We start from the raw sequence: 21,522 nt of genomic DNA, 5'->3' as shown, positions 1-21,522 counted from the left end.
GGGGTCGTCGCGTCGCATCGGCACCGTCTCGGGGCGCGAGCGGTAGGCGACGTAGAGGTTGGCCACCACGAAGAGACCGAAGATCAGCCCGAGGATGAAGAACAGGGCGACCCTCGCCAGGAGCACGCTGCGGAAGACGTCGCCGTAGCCGACGGACTTGAACCAGAGCCGGTCAGTCCAGACGCTGGTGAAGATCGAGCCAAGGAAGAGGAGAACCGCGAGGGTGACCAACGTTGGGACGAGCACGCGCTTGCGACTGTCGGAGCCCTTGCTGGGCTGCCGGGGTCGGGGTGTTCCAAAAATGTCGCTCACGTGGCTCCTGGTTAGGCGGTGATTAGACTCTATGCCAGAGTCCGGCGAAGGTGCTCGATCAGCCCGGGGACCAGATCGGGACCTTCAAGCAGCTCTGCGTCCTCTGGCGTACGGACGCGAACGGCGCTGTGTGCGGCACCGTCACGGGTAACTGCCGCAACGAGACGTACTTCTCGTCGGTCGGGGTGCGCCGCGGCGACGGCGAACAGCTCGTCGGGGTCGTCCGGAAGGGACTCCTCCGCCTCGGGTGGGAGCATGATGCGCTCGACGACGACTGCGCAACCCGTGACCGACTCGGGCCAGACGATGTCGGTCAAGAGGTCCTCCAGCTCACGATCGTCGGGAAGCTCCTGCTCGACGGGCGTGATGCCGCCCGGCTGCGGGTCGAGCTGTTTGGCGAGATCGGGCTCGTGGGCGATGAGATCTGCGGTGGTGACGAGCGCGAACAGGCGCGGCTTCTGGTCCCAGCCCTCAGCGGTGACGTGCGCCTCGACCTCGAGCGCAACCCGCCGCAGAGGAGAGTCAGGCATCAGCTGCATGAGGGCACCGTTGCCTTGGCGTCCTTGGCCAGCTTTTCCAGCGAGGAGATCGCGTCCTTGAGCGTGGAGATCTTGACCAGCATGAGGCCATCGTCGTCACCGTCGGTGGCCTCGGAACAGTTGGTAGCCGGGACGAGGAAGATCTTGGCGCCGGCCTTCGAGGCACCGGCCATCTTCTGCCGGATGCCTCCGATGGGGCCGACCGTGCCGTCGTCTGCCATTTCTCCCGTACCCGCGACCTTGCGACCGCCGGTGAGCTCACCGGGCGTGAGCTTGTCGTAGATCGCCAGGGCGAACATCGTGCCCGCACTCGGACCACCGATCTCGCGGCCGACGTTGTTGTCGATCTTGAAGGGGTAGCGGTAGGTGGTGCCGAGCGTGACGCCGACCCGCGGCAGGGAGGGATCCTTTGCGTCGGGGCGTGTGACCAGCGGGATGTCCTGCGTGACGCCCTTGCGCCGGATCGTCAGGCGCACGGTGTCGCCGGGCTTGTGGGCACCGACGGCCTTGATGGTGTCTGCAGGGGTCAAGACCTTCGTGCCGTCGACCGCCGTCACGAGGTCAGCCGCACGAAGCTTGCCGGCGGCGGCACCACCCTTGACGACCCCGCCGATCGTCGTCGTCCCGGTGACCTTGTAGCCGGCCGCACGCAGCGCGGCGACGCGCGACGAATCCTTGGAACCGGTGAGCTGAGCAGCAGACTCAGCCGTCGACTGCGTGGCCGACTGATCGTCAGGGTAGATCAGCGACTTCGGCACGACAGCGACGTCGCTGTTGAAGAAGCCAGAGATCGCATCGGCCAGCGGCACGTGGGAGTCGGCCCGCGTGACGGACACCGTCGTGAAGTCCAGCGACCCCGACGTCGGGTAGGTCTTGACGTCCTTGCCGAAGGTGAACATCGGCTTGCCGTCGAAGTCGCCGAGCGTGTTGAACGCCGGGCCGGGACGCATCGTGACGTAAGGCACCGGCACGAGGAACGCGACGCACGTCAGCGCAATGAGTGCCAGCGCCGCAACGACCATGGTCGAGTAACGACGGCTCAGCGTTGACGGGTCGGACACACGCAAAGAGTAGTCAGTGCCGGCAACCTACGCCCGCCCGCCCGGCCCGCCCTCGGACCCGACCCACTCGGCGTCGCCGGAGGAGAACGTCTGGTGCTTCCACACCGGCACATCGGTCTTGAGCTCGTCGATCAGTCGTCGGCATGCCTCAAAGGCCTGCGCGCGATGCGCCGCCGACGCCGCCACGACGACCGCGAGGTCTCCGACGACGAGGTCGCCGACCCGATGGACGCCCGCGAGGGCCACCACCTCGCACTCGGCCGCAATGCGTTCGGCCACCTCCCGCAGGCGCGCGACGGCGGTGGGGTGCGACGAGTAGCCGAGCGACGACACGGGCTTCCCCTCGTCCTCTTCGCGCACCGTGCCGACGAAAAGGCAGATACCGCCAGCGGCCGGATCGGTCACCTCGGCGTAGACCTCGTCGAGGCTCAGGGGTGTGTCTCGGATGTCGAGGAGGCGAACGGAAGTCATGATGCAGACCAGCCTAGGCGCAGAAGCCCCGAATGCTTGGGCTGTCACCGGTATCGTGGGCGCATGACCGAGGATGAGAACGAAGAGCCGAAGAACCCGTTCGCGGGCACTCCGATGGAGCAGATCTTCGGGGCGTTCTCCAGCGGTCAGTTCGACATGAACCAGATCATGGGACAGATGCAGCAGATGTTCGCCCCGCACGAGGGCAGCGTCAACTTCGAGCTGGCCAAGGACGTCGCTCGCCAGACGCTCGCCGCGGCAGGCCCCGACCCGTCGCCCAACTCCGCCCAGAAGGGCGCCGTCGACGACGCCGTTCGCCTCGCAGAGACCTGGCTCGACGGCGTCACCTCCATCCCTGCGGGGGCCACCACCGCCGCGGCCTGGAGCAAGGCAGAGTGGATCGAAGCCACTGCCGGCACCTGGCAGACGCTCGTCGAGCCGATCGCAGAGCACGTCGTCAGTGCCATGGCAGACGCCCTCCCCGAGGAGGCCAAGGCCGTGGCCGGGCCGTTGATGGGCATGCTCTCGCAAGCCGGCGGTGCGATGTTCGGTCAGCAGGTCGGTCAGGCGTTGGGCGGGCTGGCCAGCGAGGTCATCTCCTCCACCGACATCGGCCTGCCACTGGGCACCGAACGCATCGCCGCAATTCTGCCGGCAGGAGTCGAGGCATTCGGCGAAGGTCTTGAGCACCCGGCCTCCGACGTACTCCTCTACGTCGCGCTTCGCGAGTGCGCTCACCACCGGCTCTTCCAGCACTCCCCATGGCTGCGTCCCGCTCTCGTCGGCGCCATCGAGGATTTCGGCCGAGGCACCCGCATCGACGTCTCGGCTATCCAGTCGCAGCTGCAGGGACTCGACCCGTCACGTCCCGAAGAGATCCAGGAAGCGCTCACGGGTGGTTTGTTCGAGCCCGAGCGCACGCCCGAGCAGCAGAAGGCGCTCAACCGGCTCGAGACCCTGCTGGCCCTTGTTGAGGGCTGGGTCGATGAGGTCGTGTCCGAGGCCACCAAAGACCGCATGCCCGCGGCCGCGCCTCTGGCCGAGGCCATGCGTCGCCGGCGCGCGGCAGGCGGTCCGGCCGAGCAGACCTTCGCGTCACTGGTGGGACTCGAGCTCCGCCCGCGCAAGCTCCGCGAGGCCACGACGCTCTGGGCAGCACTGCGCGACCGCCAGGGTGCGAAGGCGCGTGACGCGGCGTGGAGCCACCCCGACCTCATGCCGTCGGCGGCCGACCTCGACGATCCGCTCGGCTTCGCGCAAGGCGAGAACCGCACGCCCAGCGACGATGAGTTCGATGCGGCCATCGGCGAGCTGCTCGACGGCGACGGTAATGGCGACGACGGCACCGGCACCGGCAAGGTCGGACCCGCCGAGTGATTCTGCGCGACGACGCGATCGACGCGCTCGCACAGTGGCACGCACCCGACCAGCAACAGGCGCGCCTGCGAGTCCTGTACCTGCAGCACCTCGAGCAGCACCCAGACGCGATGAGCCGCACGTGCAACCCCGACCATCTCACCGCCAGCGCCATCATCTTCTCTGCCGACCACGGGCAGGTCCTGCTGACGTTGCACCACGTCATGAAGCGATGGCTTCAAACCGGCGGACACTGCGAACCCGGCGACACCTCGCTGGTCGGCGCTGCCCTGCGGGAAGCCGTCGAGGAGAGCGGCATCGACGGCCTCCACATCGATCCGGTCCCCGCGCTCTTGTCACGTCACGAGGTGCCGGCGTGCGGGCCGATCAGGCCGTCGCACCATCTCGACGTGCAATACGTTGCGGTGGCCACCGTCGACGCTCAGCCGGTGATCAGCGCGGAGTCTGACGACCTGGCCTGGTTCGACCACGACAACCTTCCGGACAGCACCGACCACTCGGTGCGTGCTCTCATCGCCGCTGCCAGGACACGCCTTCAAGGAAACCCTTGGCCCGCTCCGTCTGCGGGAACGCCTCGATGAGGGCCCAGAATCGCGAGCTGTGATTGGCCTCGATCAGATGCGCCAGCTCGTGCAGCAGCACGTAGTCGACAACCCACTCGGGCATGCCCTTGAGCCGGTCGGACAGCCGAATGCTGCCCTCGGCGCTGGTGCACGACCCCCATCGTGAGTTCTGGTTGGACACCCAGCGCACCGACGCCGGCACCGCTCGACCCTCCAACCACTCGCGCGACAGGGCCGCCGCACGATCGAGCAGCTCGTCGTCACTCGGCCGGACCCGCTTCTCGCGCCGTTCCAGCCGCTCGATGAGACTGCGGACGTGCCGCTCCTCCTCCGGCCGACTGAGGTGAGCCGGCATCAGCACGATGGTCTTGTCGCCCTCGCGATAGGCGCGCACCGTACGCGTGCGCTTCCTGCTGCGGCGGATCTCGACATCACCCATGGCAGAACGGTATCTCTCGCCGCTGACGCAAGCGCCCGTCCACAAGGTGGACCGTGCATCACCGCTGGTGACGGCACCGGCCAGCAGGAACTCCGAAGGAGAACGGTCGTGTTGTCCACCGCCCGTCCACACGCTCGCTCGGCGTTCCCCACAACTTTTCCCCATTGTTATCCACAAGCGTGGACAAGAGGTGAATAAGTTGATGCGTCCACGTCGCGACTCGCCGGGGGCAATTGGGGCCTTCGGAGCGTGAAACAGCCTCTCCCCGCGTACGCTGACCGTGATTAGAACCACATCGGCAAGGAGGCCGCAATGTCGGAAACATGGAGTGGCGAGTTCTACTGCGTCAAGTGCAAGGAAAAGCGCGAGACGTCCGGAGAGGTCCACGTCAGTGACAAGGGCACCCGCATGGCCAAAGGCATCTGCCCGGTCTGCGGCACCAAGTTGAACCGGATCCTGGGCAAGGCCTAGGTCCAACGGCGGGGTTTGCGCCTCGCACTTCCCCGAATTTTGCGGAGGATCCGACACTGTCGGGTCCTCCGCAGTTCGTGGTCAGATCATTTCCTCCCGCCGAGTCAACACCCCGTCGTCCGATCGGCAGGCGGGTGGGGCACTGCGGCCGAAGAACTCTGTTGCCTGTGGACGGAGCCGGGCGCGTCGACGGCGGGCACGCCACGCTGTCGCCATGTCCTTCCGGCCAGCGATCCGACCAGGCGCCCCTTTGCTGCGCCGAGACATCACTCATCTGCAGGTCGGCACCTCCCCCGGCATCGTTGTCAGCGATCAGCCTGGGTTGCTGCCGCTTCTACGGCTTGCCGACGGTGCGCGCGACGTGGCCAGGCTCGCCGCGATGGCCCGCGAGAGCATCCCTGAGCTGACCGTCGATGTGGCGCTCCTGATGAACGAGCTGCGGTCGGTCGGGGCAGTGTTCGACGCGTCACGGTGGAGCGCCCCCGGTCGTCGCGGCGTCGAGCCGGAGGCACGACACACCGATGTCGGCGGCAACGACCCCGCGCTGCTGCTTCCTCGCGCGACGTTCAGAGTGGCCATCCATCATGACGCTGCCAGCCGGCCCATCGTCGAGGCCGCACAATCGATCCTCACCATGGCGGGTGTCGTCGACCTCGACTCGACAGACCCGCAGCTGTTGGTCATCGCCTCCTGCGGTGAGCCCGCACGCACCGTGTTCGAGCGTCCGATCCTCCACGGTGTCGACCACTTGCCGCTCGTCATCGACGAGGACCGCGTGCGCCTGGGGCCCTTCGTACGCCCCGGCCGCACACCCTGCATCACGTGCCACGACCTGCACCGGACTGACTGGGACCGAGCCTGGCCCGCGATACTCAGCCAGCTCGCCCGACACACCCTCACCATGACTCCCCCGGCCATCAGCGCCACCACGGCCCACGCCGCGGCCCTCGAGCTGGCGGTCGAGGTGCTGGCCCACGTCGATGGTCTGGCGCCGCGCACGCTGGGCCGCTGTCTCGCGGTGGGTCCGGGGCCCGACGACCGCGCCTCATGGCCGATCGCTTTCCATCACCGGTGCACGTGCGATCTGCTCAACGCGGCTTGATCGAGGATCCGGACTATCCTGAAGGGGTGTCCGACACCCCTGAAAAGCCGCCCGCCAAGGCCCGACCGCTCAACGGCAGCGCCTTCCTGCGCACGGCGCGGTTGGCATCGTTGCCGGTCGGATTTGCCGGACGTACGACCCTCGGGCTCGGCAAGCGGATGGTTGGCGCACCCGCCAACGCCGTCATGAGCGAGGTGCAGAAGCGCACGGCAGACCAGATCTTCAGCGTGCTCGGGCAGCTCAAGGGTGGCGCCATGAAGTTCGGCCAGGCCATGAGCATCTTCGAGGCGGCCCTGCCCGAGGAGTTCATCGCCCCCTACCGCGAAACCCTCGTCAGGCTGCAGGACTCTGCGCCGCCCATGCCTGCCGGCACTGTCCACCGGGTGCTGGCCGAGGAGTTCGGTCACGACTGGCGCCAGAAGTTCACCACCTTCGATGACAAGCCCGCCGCCGCAGCGTCCATCGGCCAGGTTCATCGCGCCACGTGGGTCGACGGAACCGAGGTGGCAGTCAAACTTCAGTACCCCGGAGCCGCGAAGGCATTGACGTCCGACCTCAAGCAGATCGCCAGGCTGGCAAGGCTGTTCGGCGTCGTCGCACCCGGCCTTGACGTCAAGCCGCTCGTCCGCGAGCTGCAGGACCGGGTTGCTGAGGAGCTCGACTACTCGCTGGAGGCCGGTGCGCAGAGCGTCTTCGCCACCGAGTTCGACGGTGACCCGGAGATCGTCGTCCCTCATCCCCTTGCCCATACCGAGCACGCGTTGGTCTCGACGTGGCTGGAGAGCGACCACTCTCTCGCGCAGATCATCACCGACGGCACGCAGGAGGAGCGCGACCGCTACGGCGAGGCGTACGTCCGATTTCTGTTCGCTGGTCCGACGCGGGCGGGCATGCTGCACGCCGACCCGCACCCCGGCAACTTCCGCATCATGCCCGACGGGCGCCTCGGTGTCGTCGACTTCGGCGCAGTCGCGCGGCTTCCCGAAGGCCTGCCCGCCTCGATGGGACGGCTTCTCCGTCATGCGGTCGATGGCGATTTCGAAAGCGTGCGCGACGGACTCCGCGAGGAAGGCTTCCTCAAGCGGGGTACCGATCTCGACCCCAACACCATCGAGCGCTACATCGGCCCTTTCGTCGAGCCGGCACGGGTCGAGCGATTCACGTTCAGCCGCGAGTGGATGCGTGAACAGACGTTGCGCGTCAGTGCCCCGACCGCCGAGGGCATGGGCACCGCGATGAAGATCAACCTCCCGCCCCAGTACATGCTGATCCACCGCGTGTGGATCGGGGGCATCGGCGTGCTGAGCCAGCTCGGCGCCACGGCCCCGTTCCGCGAGATCCTGCAGGAGTCGCTGCCGGGGTTCGCCGACCAGCTCGAACACTGAGGCCTGCGCCACGCGTGGACATCGTGCCCCTCGCGACGCTCTGGACGGAGATCTGCTCACGCCCGCCCGTCGACGGTGTACGACTCGTCGGCATCGACGGGGCCGGTGGGTCGGGCAAGAGCACGCTGGCCCGACGCTTGGCGGCGATCGGCGGGGCGCCCATCATCAAGGTCGACGACTTCGTGTCGTGGGGCGACCTCGAGACCTGGTGGCCGCGCTGGGAGGACGAGGTGCTGCGGCCGCTCTCACGAGGGCTGGCCGCCCGGCACGGGGTGCGCGACTGGGCCGGTGACGACCTCGGCTCGTCGGTGCGCGGGGCACGGACGACGCCGTGGGCACCGGTCGTCCTGCTCGAGGGCGTCACCTGCACCCGGGCCGCGGCGACCGAACGGCTGGCTCACCGCATCTGGGTCCAGGCCCCCACCGAGCGACGCCTCGAGCGCAGCATCGCACGCGACGGCGAGTCACACCGGGACCTCTGTTTGCAGTGGATGGACATGGAGAACGAATTCTTTGCCCGCGACGGAACGCGCGATCGAGCCGACCTGATTGTCGACGGTGCTCCGCAGGTGGAGCACGACCGACAGACGTCAGTCGTGACGGTGCGGCCTCGCCCTACGGTCTAGGCCCGGACTATCGCCAGCACCGAGTCGGCGTACTTCTCCATCTTGGCCGGGCCGATGCCAGGCACCCGCGCAAGCGCGTCGGAGTCGGACGGCTTGACCTCAGCGATCGACTGCAGGGTGGCGTCGGTGAAGATGACGTAGGCGGGCTTGCCCTGCTCGGTGGCCTGCTCTGTGCGCCAAGCGCGGAGAGTCTCGTAGAGCTCTTCGTCGTAGGTGGCGGGACAGTCTTCGCACCTGCCTCGCTTGCGGTCGACGACGGCGAGGACGGTGTGGCAGACCCGGCACTTGGCGACCTTGCGTTGGCGTGGCTGCCCGGCGGTCTCACGCGCTTCATGGCCCGCGGGGAGCAGGGAGTCGAGGAACCTGGTGGGCCTGCGATGGCCGCGGCCCCCGCGGTTGCGGGTGACGGCCCACGAGATCATCAGGTCGTGGCGCGCACGGGTGATACCGACGTAGAACAGGCGCAGCTCCTCCTCGACGGCCTTCGGAGTGTCGGCGTGGACGCTGGGCATCATGCCCTCGTGCATGCCGATGCAGAAGACCGCGTCCCACTCCAGACCCTTCGCGGAGTGCAGCGTCGCGAGCGTGACGCCGTCGGCGGCGGGTGCATGGGCCTGGTCGGAGCGCCGGTCGAGATCGGCCACCAGCGCTGTGAGATCGGCCGCCGGGTTCTCGAGCACGAGGTCGGCGGCCATCGACACGATGGCGTGCAACGACTCCCAACGATCGCGGACTGCTCCGGCCCCGGTCGGCGGGGTGTCGCTGTGCGCCATGCTGGCGAAGATCGAGCGCACCTCGGCGACAAGCTCACCTCCACCCTCGCCACCGCGGGCGGCGCCGCGCAGCAACGCGACGGCCTGGCGCACCTCGGCTCGGCGGAAGAACCCCTCTACCCCACGCAGGACGTAGGGAATTCCGTGCTCTCCGAGCGCCTCCTCGAAGGCTTCGGACTGGGCGTTGATGCGGAACAGGATGGCCATCTCCTTGTAGGAGACGCCTCGCCGGCGAAGCAGTGCGATCTCGCTGGCCACGGCGTTGGCCTCGGCCTGCTCGTCGGGGTAACCCGTGTAGCTGACCGGGTCGCCGGGCTCCTGCTGCGACTGCAGGCGGACACCGTCGGTGGGCCCGACCTTGCTGAAGACCGCGTTGGCCGCGGCGACGATCTGCGGGGTGGAGCGGTAGTTGCGCACCAGCTCGTAGCGCTCGGCACCCTCGTGGCGGCGTGCGAACGACGTGAGGATCTCGGGCGAGGCTCCGGCGAACGAGTAGATGGTCTGGCGGGGGTCGCCCACGACGCAGATGTCGTTGCGGCCGCCCAGCCACAGCTCGAGCAGGGTCGACTGCAGCGGGTTGACATCCTGGAACTCATCGACGACGAACCAGCGGTACTGCTGGCGCACCTGGGCAGCCACCCGCTCGTCGTCGGCGAGGATCGCAGCGGTGACCAGGAGGATGTCCTCCATGTCGATGCGGCCGCGGTCGCGCTTGACGTCTTCGTAGGCCGTCATGAGCGTGGCCACGGTCGAGTGGTCGAGATCGGTCACCTCGCGACGCGCGGGACCGGCTGCCGCGGCGTACTGGGACGGACGGATGTTGGAGACTTTGGCCCACTCGATCTCGGACGAGAGGTCGCGCAGCAGGGGCGTGTCGGTGCGGAGGCCGAGCCGACGGGCCGCCTCGGCGACGAGGCCGAACTTCGACGCTGTGACCTCGGGGAACTCGCCACCGTAGACCTGCGGCCAGAAGTAGCGTGCCTGCCGGAGAGCGGCCGAGTGGAAGGTGCGGGCCTGGACCCCCTCGGCCCCCAGCTGGCGCAGCCGGGTGCGCATCTCGCCGGCCGCCCGGGTCGTGAACGTCACGGCCAGCACCTCGGTGGGCTTGTAGACCCCGGTGGCCACGCCGTAGGCCATGCGGTGCGTGATGGCGCGCGTCTTGCCGGTGCCTGCTCCCGCGACGACGCTGACCGGCCCGCGCAGAGCCTGCGCGACCTCACGCTGCTCGGGGTCGAGTCCGGTCAGCAGGTCGTCGGCGTCGGGCACACGCGCTCCTCGAAGGAAAGGGGGTGGTGGAATGAGCGGATCAAGCGTGATGTTGAGATGATCAAGACTAGTCGTCGAAGGAGACACTCCATGTCCGGCACGTTCACGATGTACTCCACCCCTTGGTGTGGCTACTGCCACCGCCTCAAAGGTCAGCTCAAGCGCGAGGGCATCGACTTCGAGGAGGTCGACATCGAGGCGCAGCCCGAGGCCGCGCTGATCGTCGAGAAGGCCAATGGTGGCAGCCAGACTGTCCCGACCCTGGTCTTCGCCGACGGCACTGCGTTGACCAACCCGTCAGTCGCGCAGGTCAAGGCGCAGCTCGCCTCGTAGGCGCTCGGCAAGGGTACGTCGCGCATGAACCTCCCCACCGTGCTCCGGTCCGGATCGCACAGCATCAGCCCAACGGCGCACTACACCGGCTATGTCTGGGCGCGTCACGCGTTCGGTCCGCCCGAGCTGGCGACGCCGGCAGGCCATGTCATGTTCCATGCGCTCCGCCCGTTGATGGCGGCCGGAAGGGCCCTCGGACCCGGCTCCCTCGAGGACGTCCTGCTCGCCCGTCACCGGCTGATCGACGCGCATCTCACCTCCGCCATCGAGACGGGCCGGGTGTCGCAGGTCGTGGAGATCGCGGCGGGCATGTCGCCGCGTGGGTTGCGTTACGCACGGATGCACGGCGACCGGATCACGTACATCGAGGCCGACCTTCCAGGCATGGCCCGTCGCAAGCGGTCGGCACTCGCGTCGATGGATGCCCTCGGGCCGCACCACCGGGTCGTCGACATCGACGCCCTCAGTGAGGTCGGCCCGCAGTCCCTGGCCTCTGTCGTGAGCGATCTCGATGCCACCAAAGGTGTCGCCATCATCACCGAGGGCCTCCTCAACTATTTGTCACGCGCGGACGTCGAGGGGCTCTGGGCACGCATCGCGGAGGCGATCGGCACGTTCGACGCCGGTGGGGTCTACCTCTCCGACCTGCACCTCGCGAGCGAGAACGACGGTGCAGTCGAACGGCTCGCGATGGCCTTGGTTGCACCGTTCGTGCGTGGTCGCATCCATCTGCACTTCGCCGATGCTGTCGAGGCCACCCAGGCCCTACAGACCGCCGGGTTCGACACCGTTGCGCTGCACCGACCGCCGGGGTTCCCCGGCGTGCGTGTCGTCGAAGCCCTCATCGCCGGCAGGTGATGAGCCAGACTGCTGAGCCAAGCCGATGAGCTAGGCCCAGGTGCCGTGGATCGTCCCGCCATGCCACTGCTGCAGCAACCACCGCGAGATGGAGACGTTGGGCGGCAGCAGGAGCTCGCTCGACGCCGTCATCTCCGTGACCTCCTCGCGCGTGAACCAGTGGGCCTCCGCGATCTCGTCCTGGTCGACGGTGATGTCGGAGGTCAACGCTTTGCCGAAGAACCCGAGCATCAGGCTCGACGGGAACGGCCAGGGTTGGCTTCCGGCGTACTCCACCTCGCCCACCTGCAGGCCGACCTCCTCCATGACCTCACGGCGCACCGCGTCGTCAAGGGTCTCGCCCGGCTCGACGAAACCGGCGAGGGTGGAGAAACGACCCTCGGGCCAGCTCGGCTGTCGGCCCAGCACGGCGCGGTCCTGGTCGTCGGTGATGAGCATGATGACGGCCGGGTCCGTACGGGGGAAGTGGTGCGCCCCGCAGACCGGGCAGAGGCGCTGGTGGCCGGCCTCGACGATGTTGGTGACGGATCCGCACCTCGCGCAGTGCCGGTGGATCTGGTGCCAGCGCGCGATGCCGACGGCATGCACCGCGAGGGACGCCTCGTCGGGCGTGATCGACGGGCCGAGGACCCGCAGGCTGACGGGCTCGAGCTCCGGAGCCACGGTCTGCACCACCACCGCGGCATATCGCACGTCGTGCTTGATGCCGAGGAAGATCCAGTCGCCTTCAGGGGCTTCGGACATCGTGACCCAGCGCAGACCCTGACCGCCGACGGTCGCCACGTGCTCCCCACCGATGACAAGCACCCGGGTGTCAACGTCGGCGGCACGCCAGGCGTCGTCCTTGCGGAGGTGCGCAGCTCGGTCGTGCTGGGCGTGATCGAAGGCGTAGTCCACCACGTCAGGCTAGTCCGAGTCGCCGCTCAAGCTCGGCTCGGCCGGGCAGCTGGCCGAACCGCTTCACGTCGCCGAGTCGAACGTAGTAGAACGCGCCGGTGACCTGTGCCGGGTCGAGGTCGTTGAGCTCTGCCCAGGCCAGTCGGTAGATCGCCAGCTGCAGCGGGTCAGCGTTGGCCTGCTGGTTGGTCTTCCAGTCGACGACCTCGAACGTGTGACGCCCGTCGGCGGAGGTCGTGCGATAGACCGCATCGATGCGTCCGATGACCTGCTGCCCACCGAGGACTATCGAGAAAGGCGCTTCGACCGCAAACGGTGAGCTGCCGCCGTAGGGCCCGTCGACGAAGCTCTGCTTGAGGGCCTCGAGCTCTGGGTCGGACTCGATGCCAACGACGTCGCGGTCGCCGGAACCGGGCAGGTCGGTGGGATCGAACAAGCCACGCTGACCGAAGTGCTCCTCGACCCAGGCGTGGAACCTGGTGCCGAAGCGCGCGGCTGTCGAGGGCCGGCGCGGCACAGGTCGGGCGAGCTCTCGTATGAACGCGTCCCGGTCGTTGGCCAGAGCCATGGCGTTGGTGGCCGACAGCGTGCCGGGCAGCCGGACGACGCGCGTGTTCACGGCAGCCACAGCAGCCTCCAGGAGCAGGTCGTCGATCTCGGTGGAGATGGCACCGAGACGGTCGAGTCCGGCCTGCTCGTCGGCCTGTGCCGCCTCCGTGTCGGCCGGCGGCGGCGTGGCCGGGTCTGCGCCGAAACGCAGGGCACGCACTAGTGCCGCGACCTCCCGGCGGCGGTCGAGACCTGTGAGGGGCGCCGGCCACGGCACCACGTCGAGGAGTGCCGCGTAGGGATTGGTGTCGTCGAGCGGCTCGGGGGCCCAGACGAGGGGCAGCCGATCACGGACGGCGAGCCACGAGGTGACCGTCAGGAGGAACTCCGACTCCTCGCGGGGCTTCTTCTGGGTACGGCCCCAGCGATGGCCGCTGACGTGGAGGCCGTGCCGGGCTCGGGTGAAGGCCACATAGGCAAGGCGACGCTCTTCCATGAGCGCCTCGTCGGCGGTGGCCTGCTTGTAGGCCGCAAGGCCTGCGGACGTCCAGTCGTCGATGTCTGCCAGCCCTTCGCGGTCGCCGCGCAGTGACACCGGTAACGCTGACGCCACCGACACCCAGCGTGATCTGCCCTTCGCGTCGGGGAAGATGCCCTTGGCAAGGAACGGGACGAACACCTCGTCCCACTCCAACCCCTTGGACTTGTGCGCCGTGAGCAGCTTGACCGAGTCTGCCTCCGACGGCGCCGAGACCTCCATGCCCTTGTTGTACTGCTCCTCGGCACCGAGGTAGGCCAGCAGCCCCGACAGGGAAGCGAAGCGGTCATTCTCGGCGTAGCCTGCGATGGCCTCGAAGAGCAACCCGAGATTGTCCATACCGCTCGGCGACGAGCCGGACTGCAGCTCGAGGTCGAGGTCGAGGGTCGTCATGGCGCGTCGGGCGAGAGTGTGCAGCGGCTCGCCCACGTGGCGCCGCACCGACGCCAGGATGCCCGCGAGCTCGCCGAACCGGTGCCGCGCGTCGGCGGAGTAGGGCAGAGATCCGAGATCGTCGAGGGCGTCGGCGAGCGACACGATCTCGGTGGGATCGGTGCCCGCCACGGCTCGCTCGAGCTCGCCTTCGAGGGTGACCTCGGTGCCCGTGTCGTGATGCCCGCCGCTGAGGGTGGAGGCGCGTCGCCCGAGGAGGGCGAGGTCGCGCGGACCGATGCGCCAGCGCGGACCGGTCAGGAGCCTCAGCAGGGACGGGTTGGCCGTGACGTCCTCAACGACCTCGAGCAGCGCCAGCAGGTCGCGCACCTCGGGCTGTTCGAGGAGCCCGTTGAGGCCGACGACCTCGACCGGCACCTCCATGTCGCGCAGCGCCGTGACGATGGCCCCGTTCTCGGCACCGATGCGCACGAGGATCGCGATCTCCTTCCATGGTGTGCCAGCAGCATGAACCTCGAGCACTCCGTGCACGATCGCGTCGATCTCGTCGCCGACGGTGAGGTGGAGGGCAGCGTCGACGTGGCCGGGGCCATTTTCCGCGGCCGCACGGAGTGGACGGACGACCGTCGATGTCGCGTAGTAGGGCGAGGCGACCTCGTTGGCGATGTCGATGATGTCAGCTCCGCACCGCCGGCTGACGTCGAGCGAGTGCGGCTCGCCGGGCGGGCCGACGGCGGGCGGGAAGTCGTGCAGGAAGTCGGCGAGGTTGCTGGCGGCAGCACCTCGCCACCCGTAGATGCCCTGCGCCGGGTCGCCGACCGCCGTGACGCTGTGCCCGCGTCCTGACTCCGGATCGGGGCCCGAGAAGAGGTTGGCCAGCAGGTCGCGCTGGGCGACAGAGGTGTCTTGGTACTCGTCGAGAAGGACCACCTTGAATCGTTCGCGCAGTGCCGCCCCGACCCCGGGCACCATGGCGATGCTGGCACCCCACGCCATCTGGTCGGAGAAGTCCATGACCCCCGCCTCGACCTTGGCCTGGCGGTAGCGGTCGACGAGATGGCTGAGCTCGGTGCGCTTGCGGGCCGTCGCGATGGCGTCGACGTGCATCTTGCGAAGCGTGGGGCCGCTCTCGAGCTCGACGATGTGGGCGAGGTCGAACTCGCGGAGGGCCTCCGTGGTGATGAGGTGCTCGGACAGCTGGCCGTCGAGCGCCATGACGTCCTTGACGAGCGTCGGCACATGGGTGCTCACCTCGACGAGGGGAAGGTCGTAGACGGAGATTGTGCGGGCGAGCAGCTGGAACCGGGTGGCATCGGACAGGATGCGCAGGTCGGGCTCGATGCCGATGCGCAGACCGTGCTCGGCGATCAGCGAGCCGGCGAACGCGTGGTACGTCGAGACGGTGGGCTCGCCCTGCTCCGACCAGTCGCCCACCAGTGCGAGCGAGTCGCGCACCTTGACGCCGAGCTCTGCCGCCGCCTTGTTGGTGAAGGTCAGGCCGAGGACCGTGGCTGGGTCGACCTTCTCGTGGCCGGCCAGCCACACCACCCGGGCGGCCATGACGGTGGTCTTGCCCGATCCGGCTCCGGCGATGATCGACTGCGGGGCGGTCATCGGTGCGGTGATTGCAGCGAGCTGATCGTCGCTGAACGGCACCTTCAGCACTTCGCAGAGGCGCTCGACGTCAGGAATGAGCGGCACGTGGCTCACTGCCCACCACCGACGACGGCCGCACCGGCGGGCCTGGCCGGGCACGCCTGGGCGAACTCGCAGTAGCCGCAGGCGGTCGGGCTCGGAGTGGCCGGGAACTGCTCACCGCGGATGACCGTGACCGACTGCCTGATCTGCTCGAGGGCGAAGAACGGCTCGACCCCGTCGGGTGGGGCCTGGGACTGGACCTTGGGGTCGTCAGGATTGCGCGCACCGGCCGGTTTGCGTAGCTGGACCAGCTCGGCGCCGCCCGACAGGGCGCCGGGTGCAAGGTCGGCGGTGGCGCCCTGGTCGACCGCCACCTGGTAGAAGCCGAGCTGGGCGTGCTCGGCAATGCCCGCGAAGGAGGGCACGGTCTTGCTGGTCTTGAGGTCGACCACGTGCACGAGGCCGTCGACGTCGAGCTCGACGCGGTCCATCGACCCGCGGAGGATGGTCTTGACGCCGTCGATCTCGAGCTCGGTGACGAACGAGTGCTCTGCGGCAAGCGTCTGACGACCGTGGGTGGCGTGCCAGCGCGCGAAGCGCTCGAGAGCCCGGTGGGCCTCGACCCGCTCGCGTTCACCCACCCATCGGGCCGGGAACTCCAGCCGCCGCCACACCTCGTCGAGGCGGGCTCCCATGGCCACAGGGTCGGCGTCGGCGTCGCGACGGACGACGTCGGCGGCCAGTGCGTGCACGATCGAGCCGAAGCCTTGCGCCGAGGTGGTGCCCGAGGGCCCGTTGGCCTCATGAGACAGGAACCAGCTGAGCGGGCAGCTGACGATGGAGCTCACCCTGCTGCCGGAGAGGCGCACCGGCGCGTCGGGGTCGGTGATCGGCTGCTCAGCCTCGGACAGCTCGGCGACCCCCCACCACGTGCCGGGGTCGGCGCCCCTGGTGCCCCAGAGATCGCGGGCGGCGAGTGCTGCCAGCATGCGCGATGCCTGCAGGCGCACGCGCGGGCTGGTGGTCGACTCGGCCAACGAGCGCAGCTCGGCCACCGTGCCTCGCAATGACATGGGCCGAGGTGGACGTGTGCGCCGCCTGACGTTCGGGACGGTGGCATGGCGTGCCAGCTCGATGACGAACCTCGACGGCTGGTCGCCGCTCTCCGACCCGCTCTCGACGGCGGTGACGACAAGCTGATGGGTCGCCCTGGTGCAGGCGACGTAGAAGAGGCGACGTTCCTCGGCGGCCAGGCTCGCCGGCGAGGCTGGCGGACGAACGCCGTCCGGACCGAGACGGTCGGACTGCAGCAACGATCCGCGGTAGCGGACGTCGGGCCACGCACCATCCTGCACCCCGGCGACCACCACGATGCGCCACTCGAGGCCCTTGGACCGGTGAGCTGTCATGAGCCGCACGGCCTCGCCACGCACGCCGGTGTCGGCCAGGGTGTCACCGGGGATCTGTTGTGACTCCAGATCGGCGACGAAGCTGGCGATCGTGCGATGACCCTGCTGTTCCTCGGTGCGCGCCGCCCGTTGGAAGAGGGCGCACAGCGCATCGAGGTCGTGGTCGGCGCCCGGAGCGCTCTCACCACCTGACTCCCACTCCGCTCGCAGGCGGGAGGGCCAGTCGGTGCCCGTCCAGAGTGTCCAGAGCACCTGTTCGGGCGCTTCGCGCCCGACGATCTGCACTGCCGCGCGGGCGAGGAGGGCCGCCACGTCGGCCGTGCGCCTGATGGCCTCGGCGGTCGCGGGGTCGTGACCCTCGGGAGCGGGCAGCTCGATGGGCGCGGTCAGCGCAGTGGCGATGAGCTCGGCGGAAGGCTTGGGGCCTCCCTCACGATCGGCGTCGGCGCGCCGCAGCGCGCGTCCGAGCCGCCGAAGTGCCGGGGCGTCGAGGCGTCCGAGTGGGCCGGACAGCACCGCGATGGACTGCTCGACGTCGATGGGGGTGCCCTGGCTGACTCGCTCGGCGACCCACAGCGCTGACAGCAGGGTGCGCACGGCTGGCTCTGCAGCGAGCGGGACCTCGTCGCCGGCGACCTCGACCGGCACGCCGGAGGCCGACAGCGTGCGCTGAAGCCTGGCGAGGGCGGCGCTGGACCGCACGAGCACCGCCATCTGGTTCCACGGCACCTTGTCGCCCGTGACGGGGTCGCCAGTGAGGTGCGCTTCTCGCAGACGCAAGGCGATGTGCTCGGCCTCGGCGGCCGCCGTCGCGTAGGTCTCGACCACCACCTCGCCGTCGATGTCGGACTCGGACGCGACGTGACGGAACGCCTCGAAGGCGACACGGTCGAGACTGCCGACGACGCCGATGCGGTCGATGATGGACCTCGTCGCTTCGAGGATGTTCTTGCCGAACCGGCGGGTCGACCCCAGCGCCAACGTCGGCGCAGGCCCGGCCGGGGTCGCGAACCGGCGCGGGAAGTCGAGGATGCCCGAGACATCGGCACCACGGAAGGCGTAGATGGACTGGTCGGGGTCGCCAACCACGATGAGGTCGCGACCGTTGCCGGCGATCGCCGCCAGCAGCTGCACCTGGAGCGGGTCGGTGTCCTGGTACTCATCGACGACGACGAGGCGGTAACGCCCTCGCAGGACGTCGCCATGCTCAGGGTCTGAGGCGATGCCGAGCGCCTGGAACACCAGATCGGCATAGTCAATGGTGTTGGCGAGGGCGCTGGCGCCGATGTACTGGTCGAAGAACCGCGCTGCCGCGAGCCAGTCGGGGCGGGCGGCCCGTCGCGCCACGGCGTCGAGGTCGACGGCGTCCATGCCGAGGGAGCGCGCCGTGGCCATGATCTGCTGCAGCTCACGGGCAAAACCGCGCGTACGGAGGCCGGCGTGCAGTGCCGCCGGCCACTCGTCGACGCCGGTGCCCTTGACGAGCTCGGCGATCGTGGCGTCCTGCTCGGGCGCGCTCAGCAGCTGCACCGGCCGGGCATAGGACTCGGGGTCGGCGAACTCGCGCACCAGCCCGTAGCAGAAGGAGTGGAAGGTCATGGCGGACGAGACCGCGCTGGCGCGCGTCAGCCGGCGTGCGATGCGCGAGCGGATCTCGTCGGCGGCCTTGCGGCTGAACGTGAGGACGAGAACCTCCTCGGGCCGGTAGCCGTGGTTGTCGATGCGACCGACGACCACTTCGACGAGCGTCGTGGTCTTGCCGGTGCCGGGGCCCGCGAGGACGAGCAGGGGGCCTGAAGCGTGATCGACGACGGCCTGCTGGCTGGGGTCGAGCACGGGAGCGACGAGGGGTTCGGCGCTTGGCTTTTCCAGGAGGTACTCGACGGGCATGACCCCATCCCACCAGAGAGGGGTGACAGTCAGGCGCTGAAGTCCCACAGAGCCGCCGGCATGTCGACGGCGGAGCCGCGCGAGCGCATCGGTGTGCCCTCGTCGACGTAGTGCTCCTGCGCTCCGACGCCGTGCGCAGCCGTCAGGCTTCCGTCCGCCCGCACGACGCGCCACCACGGCACACCGCCTCCCTCGAGCGCCATGACGCGACCCACCTGTCGTGGCCCACCAGCGCCGAGGAACTCAGCGATGACGCCGTAGGACAGCACTTTCCCCGGTGGGATGCGCTCCACCAGGGAGAGCACCTGTTCGGCGAAGACGTCGTCCACGCGTCGCTCCTTCGTCCAGCCCTGCTCCCCCACCTCGCCCCCGCGCCGTGACAGACGTGGGGGTGAGCTGGGTTCTCGTCAGTAGGTGGGCTGGCTGGGGTCGATCTGGTTGACCCAGGCCACCACGCCACCGCCGACGTGCACCGAGTCCTTGTAGCCCGCACCCTTGAGCACCGCGAGCGCCTCCGCCGAGCGGACGCCCGACTTGCAGTGCAACACGATCTGCTGGTCGTCGGGCAGCTGCCCGAGCGCCTTGCCGTTGAGGAACTCGCCCTTGGGAATCAGGATCGATCCGGGGATCTTGTTGATCTCGTACTCGTTGGGCTCCCGGACGTCGACCAGGACGAAGTCGCGTCCACCGTCAGCACGCTCCTTGAGCCAGCCATCGAGCGTCGCGACTGAGATCGTCGAGCCGGCTGCCGCATCGGCCGCATCCTCGCTGATCGCGCCACAGAACGCCTCGTAGTCGTCCATCAGCGCCGTGATCGGCTCACCGGTGGGGTCGCGACGGATGTTGAGGGTCGAGTAGCGCATCTCGAGTGCGTCGTAGACCATCAGTCGGCCGATCAACGGGTCACCGATGCCGGTGATGAGCTTGATGGCCTCGGTCACCATGATCGAGCCGATCGATGCGCAGAGCACACCGAGAACACCGCCCTCGGCGCACGACGGGACCATCCCGGCCGGCGGCGGCTCGGGGTAGAGGTCGCGGTACTGCGGCCCTTCCTGCGCCCAGAACACCGACACCTGGCCCTCGAACCGGTAGATCGAACCCCACACGTAGGGCTTGCCGAGCAGGACTGCCGCGTCGTTGACGAGGTAGCGCGTCGCGAAGTTGTCGGTGCCGTCGACGATCAGGTCGTAGTCGGCGAAGATCTCGAGGACGTTGTCGGTGTCGAGGCGCACGTTGTGGACGATCGTCCTGACGTGCGGGTTGATCTCGGCGACCGACGCGGCGGCCGACTCAGCCTTGGGCTTGTCGATGTCGTACTGCCCGTGGATGTCCTGGCGCAGCAAGTTGGGCTCATCGGCCACGTCGTCGTCGATGATGCCGAGCGTGCCGACTCCTGCTGCCGCCAGGTAGAGCAGCGCTGGGCTGCCCAGACCGCCGGCTCCGATCACGAGCACCTTGGCATTCTTGAGGCGCTTCTGACCTGACATGCCGATGTCGGGGATGATGAGGTGGCGGCTGTAGCGGCGCACCTCGTCGATCGTGAGTTCTGCGGCGGGTTCCACGAGTGGGGCGACCACGGGTTCTCCTTTGGTGCGGTTCTTTGTCTGCAGTCCGAACGGGGACGGTGGCATAACAACGCGCCCGGCTCCCATTGTTCCCGCTGGGGGCCGTCGCCGCGCCGCCCGTCCGCATGTCGGGCACGACCTACTAGGATTCAGGGTGTGACTGAAGCCATCCCGCTACGACCGCGTACGAGCCGCCTGCCGCGGACCGCGCGTCGAGCCCAGCTTCTCGACGTCGCGCTCGAGGTCTTCGTCGAGCAGGGCTACCACTCCGCCTCGATGGACGAGATCGCCGAGCGGGCCGGAGTCTCCAAGCCAGTGCTCTACCAGCACTTCCCCGGCAAGCTCGACCTCTACCTCGCGTTGCTCGAGACGTCCTGCGACACCGTCATCGCCGGGGTCAAGACGGCGCTGGCCAGCACCAACGACAACCGCAAGCGCGTCCGGGCCACGATGGAGCTGTGGTACGACTATGTCGCCGACCAGGGCGCGGCGTTCCGGTTGGTCTTCGAGTCTGACCTCACCAGCGACCCGTCGGTTCGCGAGCAGATCGACCGCGTCATCGAGGAGTCGGCCGCCGCCATCGCCGAGGTCATCCATGAGGACACCGGCCTGCCCAGTGCCTCGTCGCACCTCCTGGCCGTGAGCCTTGTCGGCATGGGTCATGTCGGCGCCCGCAACTGGCTGTCGCAGGACTCGACCCTCACCCGCAGCGAAGCTGTCCAGCTCGTCGCCGGCCTCGCGTGGCGAGGCATCGGCGGTTTTCCCCGAGACAAAGATGACGACAACATTCAAGGAGATGAGTGACCGTGGAGGTCAAGATTGGCGTGCAGTACGCCGCCCGTGAGCTGTCAGTGGCAACCGAGGCCGAGCCTCAGGCTGTGCTCGACGCCCTGAGCAAGGCCCTCAAGGACGACTCGGTGTTCATCCTCACCGATGACAAGGGACGCACCGTCGCGGTGCCGGCTGCGAGGGTCGCCTACCTCGACTTCACGTCCGACTCCGAGCGCAAGGTCGGCTTCGGTCTCAACGCTGCTGCCGCGAAGTAACCCCAACCCTGCGGCGGC

General features: G+C 68.6%; 21 protein-coding genes. 10 read left to right on the top strand and 11 right to left on the bottom strand.

The features are described from left to right. The 4 genes from H7290_RS15290 to H7290_RS15275 all read right to left on the bottom strand — a co-directional run. Positions 1–312 (bottom strand): UPF0182 family protein (locus H7290_RS15290; RefSeq protein WP_290514880.1); only part of this gene is annotated, 312 nt, incomplete at its 3' end. 29 nt (positions 313–341) lie between these two features. Then, entirely contained in the window at positions 342–842 is a 501-nt protein-coding gene (locus H7290_RS15285; protein WP_290514879.1) for a PPA1309 family protein, read from the bottom strand. Then, complete coding sequence (locus tag H7290_RS15280; RefSeq protein ID WP_290514878.1) at positions 842–1,912, bottom strand: PDZ domain-containing protein; 1,071 nt, start codon at positions 1,910–1,912, stop codon at positions 842–844. The genes H7290_RS15285 and H7290_RS15280 overlap by 1 nt, the downstream gene beginning before the upstream one ends. Positions 1,913–1,939: 27 nt before the next feature. Beyond that, the gene (locus H7290_RS15275) at positions 1,940–2,383 is read right to left on the bottom strand and encodes a molybdenum cofactor biosynthesis protein MoaE (protein WP_290514877.1); all 444 of its coding nucleotides are present in this window, start codon (positions 2,381–2,383) and stop codon (positions 1,940–1,942) included. A 63-nt stretch (positions 2,384–2,446) separates the two neighbouring features. On the opposite strand from H7290_RS15275, the gene H7290_RS15270 reads away from it, so the two are divergent. Together H7290_RS15270 and H7290_RS15265 are read left to right on the top strand one after the other, a co-directional pair. Then, a complete protein-coding gene (locus tag H7290_RS15270; RefSeq protein ID WP_290514876.1) occupies positions 2,447–3,760 on the top strand; it encodes a zinc-dependent metalloprotease in 1,314 nt (437 codons plus the stop codon). Continuing rightward, on the top strand, positions 3,757–4,341 hold the full coding sequence (locus H7290_RS15265; protein WP_290514875.1) for an NUDIX domain-containing protein: 585 nt from the start codon (positions 3,757–3,759) through the stop codon (positions 4,339–4,341). Before H7290_RS15270 ends, H7290_RS15265 begins: the two co-directional genes overlap by 4 nt. Here the strand turns inward: H7290_RS15265 and H7290_RS15260 are convergent. Next, complete coding sequence (locus tag H7290_RS15260) at positions 4,271–4,762, bottom strand: M48 family metallopeptidase (protein ID WP_290514874.1); 492 nt, start codon at positions 4,760–4,762, stop codon at positions 4,271–4,273. The two genes, H7290_RS15265 and H7290_RS15260, sit on opposite strands and share 71 nt — an antisense overlap. Before the next feature lie 312 nt (positions 4,763–5,074). Between H7290_RS15260 and H7290_RS15255 the strand changes: the two genes are divergently transcribed. The 4 genes from H7290_RS15255 (at position 5,075) to H7290_RS15240 (ending at position 8,346) form a co-directional block, all read left to right on the top strand. After that, positions 5,075–5,233: a DUF5679 domain-containing protein gene (locus H7290_RS15255; protein ID WP_162891075.1), complete on the top strand. Its 159-nt coding sequence runs from the start codon at positions 5,075–5,077 to the stop codon at positions 5,231–5,233. A 214-nt stretch (positions 5,234–5,447) separates the two neighbouring features. Beyond that, entirely contained in the window at positions 5,448–6,335 is an 888-nt protein-coding gene (locus tag H7290_RS15250; RefSeq protein ID WP_290514873.1) for a hypothetical protein, read from the top strand. Between the two features lie 26 nt (positions 6,336–6,361). Then, positions 6,362–7,720, top strand: a complete 1,359-nt coding sequence (locus H7290_RS15245; protein WP_290514872.1) for an AarF/ABC1/UbiB kinase family protein — start codon at positions 6,362–6,364, stop codon at positions 7,718–7,720. Between the two features lie 14 nt (positions 7,721–7,734). Continuing rightward, positions 7,735–8,346, top strand: a complete 612-nt coding sequence (locus H7290_RS15240; RefSeq protein ID WP_290514871.1) for an AAA family ATPase — start codon at positions 7,735–7,737, stop codon at positions 8,344–8,346. On the opposite strand, the gene H7290_RS15235 is transcribed toward H7290_RS15240, so the two are convergent. After that, positions 8,343–10,385, bottom strand: coding sequence for an ATP-dependent DNA helicase UvrD2 (locus tag H7290_RS15235; protein ID WP_290514870.1), 2,043 nt, complete (start codon positions 10,383–10,385; stop codon positions 8,343–8,345). The two genes, H7290_RS15240 and H7290_RS15235, sit on opposite strands and share 4 nt — an antisense overlap. A gap of 90 nt (positions 10,386–10,475) precedes the next feature. Here H7290_RS15235 and H7290_RS15230 point away from each other — a divergent pair, with 90 nt between their 5' ends. After that, positions 10,476–10,718: a mycoredoxin gene (locus tag H7290_RS15230; protein WP_290514869.1), complete on the top strand. Its 243-nt coding sequence runs from the start codon at positions 10,476–10,478 to the stop codon at positions 10,716–10,718. Between the two features lie 24 nt (positions 10,719–10,742). Continuing rightward, complete coding sequence (locus H7290_RS15225; RefSeq protein WP_290514868.1) at positions 10,743–11,576, top strand: class I SAM-dependent methyltransferase; 834 nt, start codon at positions 10,743–10,745, stop codon at positions 11,574–11,576. 30 nt (positions 11,577–11,606) lie between these two features. Here H7290_RS15225 and nudC read toward each other — a convergent pair whose 3' ends face one another. The 5 genes from nudC to moeZ all read right to left on the bottom strand — a co-directional run bounded on the left by nudC (position 11,607) and on the right by moeZ (position 20,470). After that, positions 11,607–12,473, bottom strand: coding sequence for an NAD(+) diphosphatase (gene nudC, locus H7290_RS15220; RefSeq protein ID WP_290514867.1), 867 nt, complete (start codon positions 12,471–12,473; stop codon positions 11,607–11,609). Between the two features lie 4 nt (positions 12,474–12,477). Next, complete coding sequence (locus tag H7290_RS15215; protein WP_290514866.1) at positions 12,478–15,654, bottom strand: ATP-dependent DNA helicase; 3,177 nt, start codon at positions 15,652–15,654, stop codon at positions 12,478–12,480. A gap of 5 nt (positions 15,655–15,659) precedes the next feature. Continuing rightward, on the bottom strand, positions 15,660–18,890 hold the full coding sequence (locus H7290_RS15210) for an ATP-dependent DNA helicase (RefSeq protein ID WP_290514865.1): 3,231 nt from the start codon (positions 18,888–18,890) through the stop codon (positions 15,660–15,662). Positions 18,891–18,919: 29 nt separating this feature from the next. Continuing rightward, positions 18,920–19,219 carry an MGMT family protein gene (locus H7290_RS15205; protein ID WP_290514864.1) on the bottom strand — a complete coding sequence of 100 codons (300 nt, stop codon included), beginning with the start codon at positions 19,217–19,219 and terminating at the stop codon, positions 18,920–18,922. A gap of 78 nt (positions 19,220–19,297) precedes the next feature. Next, a complete protein-coding gene (moeZ, locus tag H7290_RS15200; RefSeq protein ID WP_290514863.1) occupies positions 19,298–20,470 on the bottom strand; it encodes an adenylyltransferase/sulfurtransferase MoeZ in 1,173 nt (390 codons plus the stop codon). Between the two features lie 144 nt (positions 20,471–20,614). Between moeZ and H7290_RS15195 the strand changes: the two genes are divergently transcribed. Together H7290_RS15195 and H7290_RS15190 are read left to right on the top strand one after the other, a co-directional pair. After that, on the top strand, positions 20,615–21,262 hold the full coding sequence (locus tag H7290_RS15195; RefSeq protein WP_290514862.1) for a TetR/AcrR family transcriptional regulator: 648 nt from the start codon (positions 20,615–20,617) through the stop codon (positions 21,260–21,262). Continuing rightward, positions 21,259–21,504, top strand: coding sequence for a DUF3107 domain-containing protein (locus tag H7290_RS15190; RefSeq protein WP_290514861.1), 246 nt, complete (start codon positions 21,259–21,261; stop codon positions 21,502–21,504). The genes H7290_RS15195 and H7290_RS15190 overlap by 4 nt, the downstream gene beginning before the upstream one ends. Positions 21,505–21,522 lie beyond the last annotated feature (18 nt).

Origin of the sequence: Aeromicrobium sp. (assembly GCF_014378035.1) — a bacterium.
GTDB lineage: Bacteria > Actinomycetota > Actinomycetes > Propionibacteriales > Nocardioidaceae > Aeromicrobium.
The sequence above is the reverse complement of the archived record's forward strand: the minus strand, read 5'-3'. Positions and strand labels throughout refer to the sequence as shown.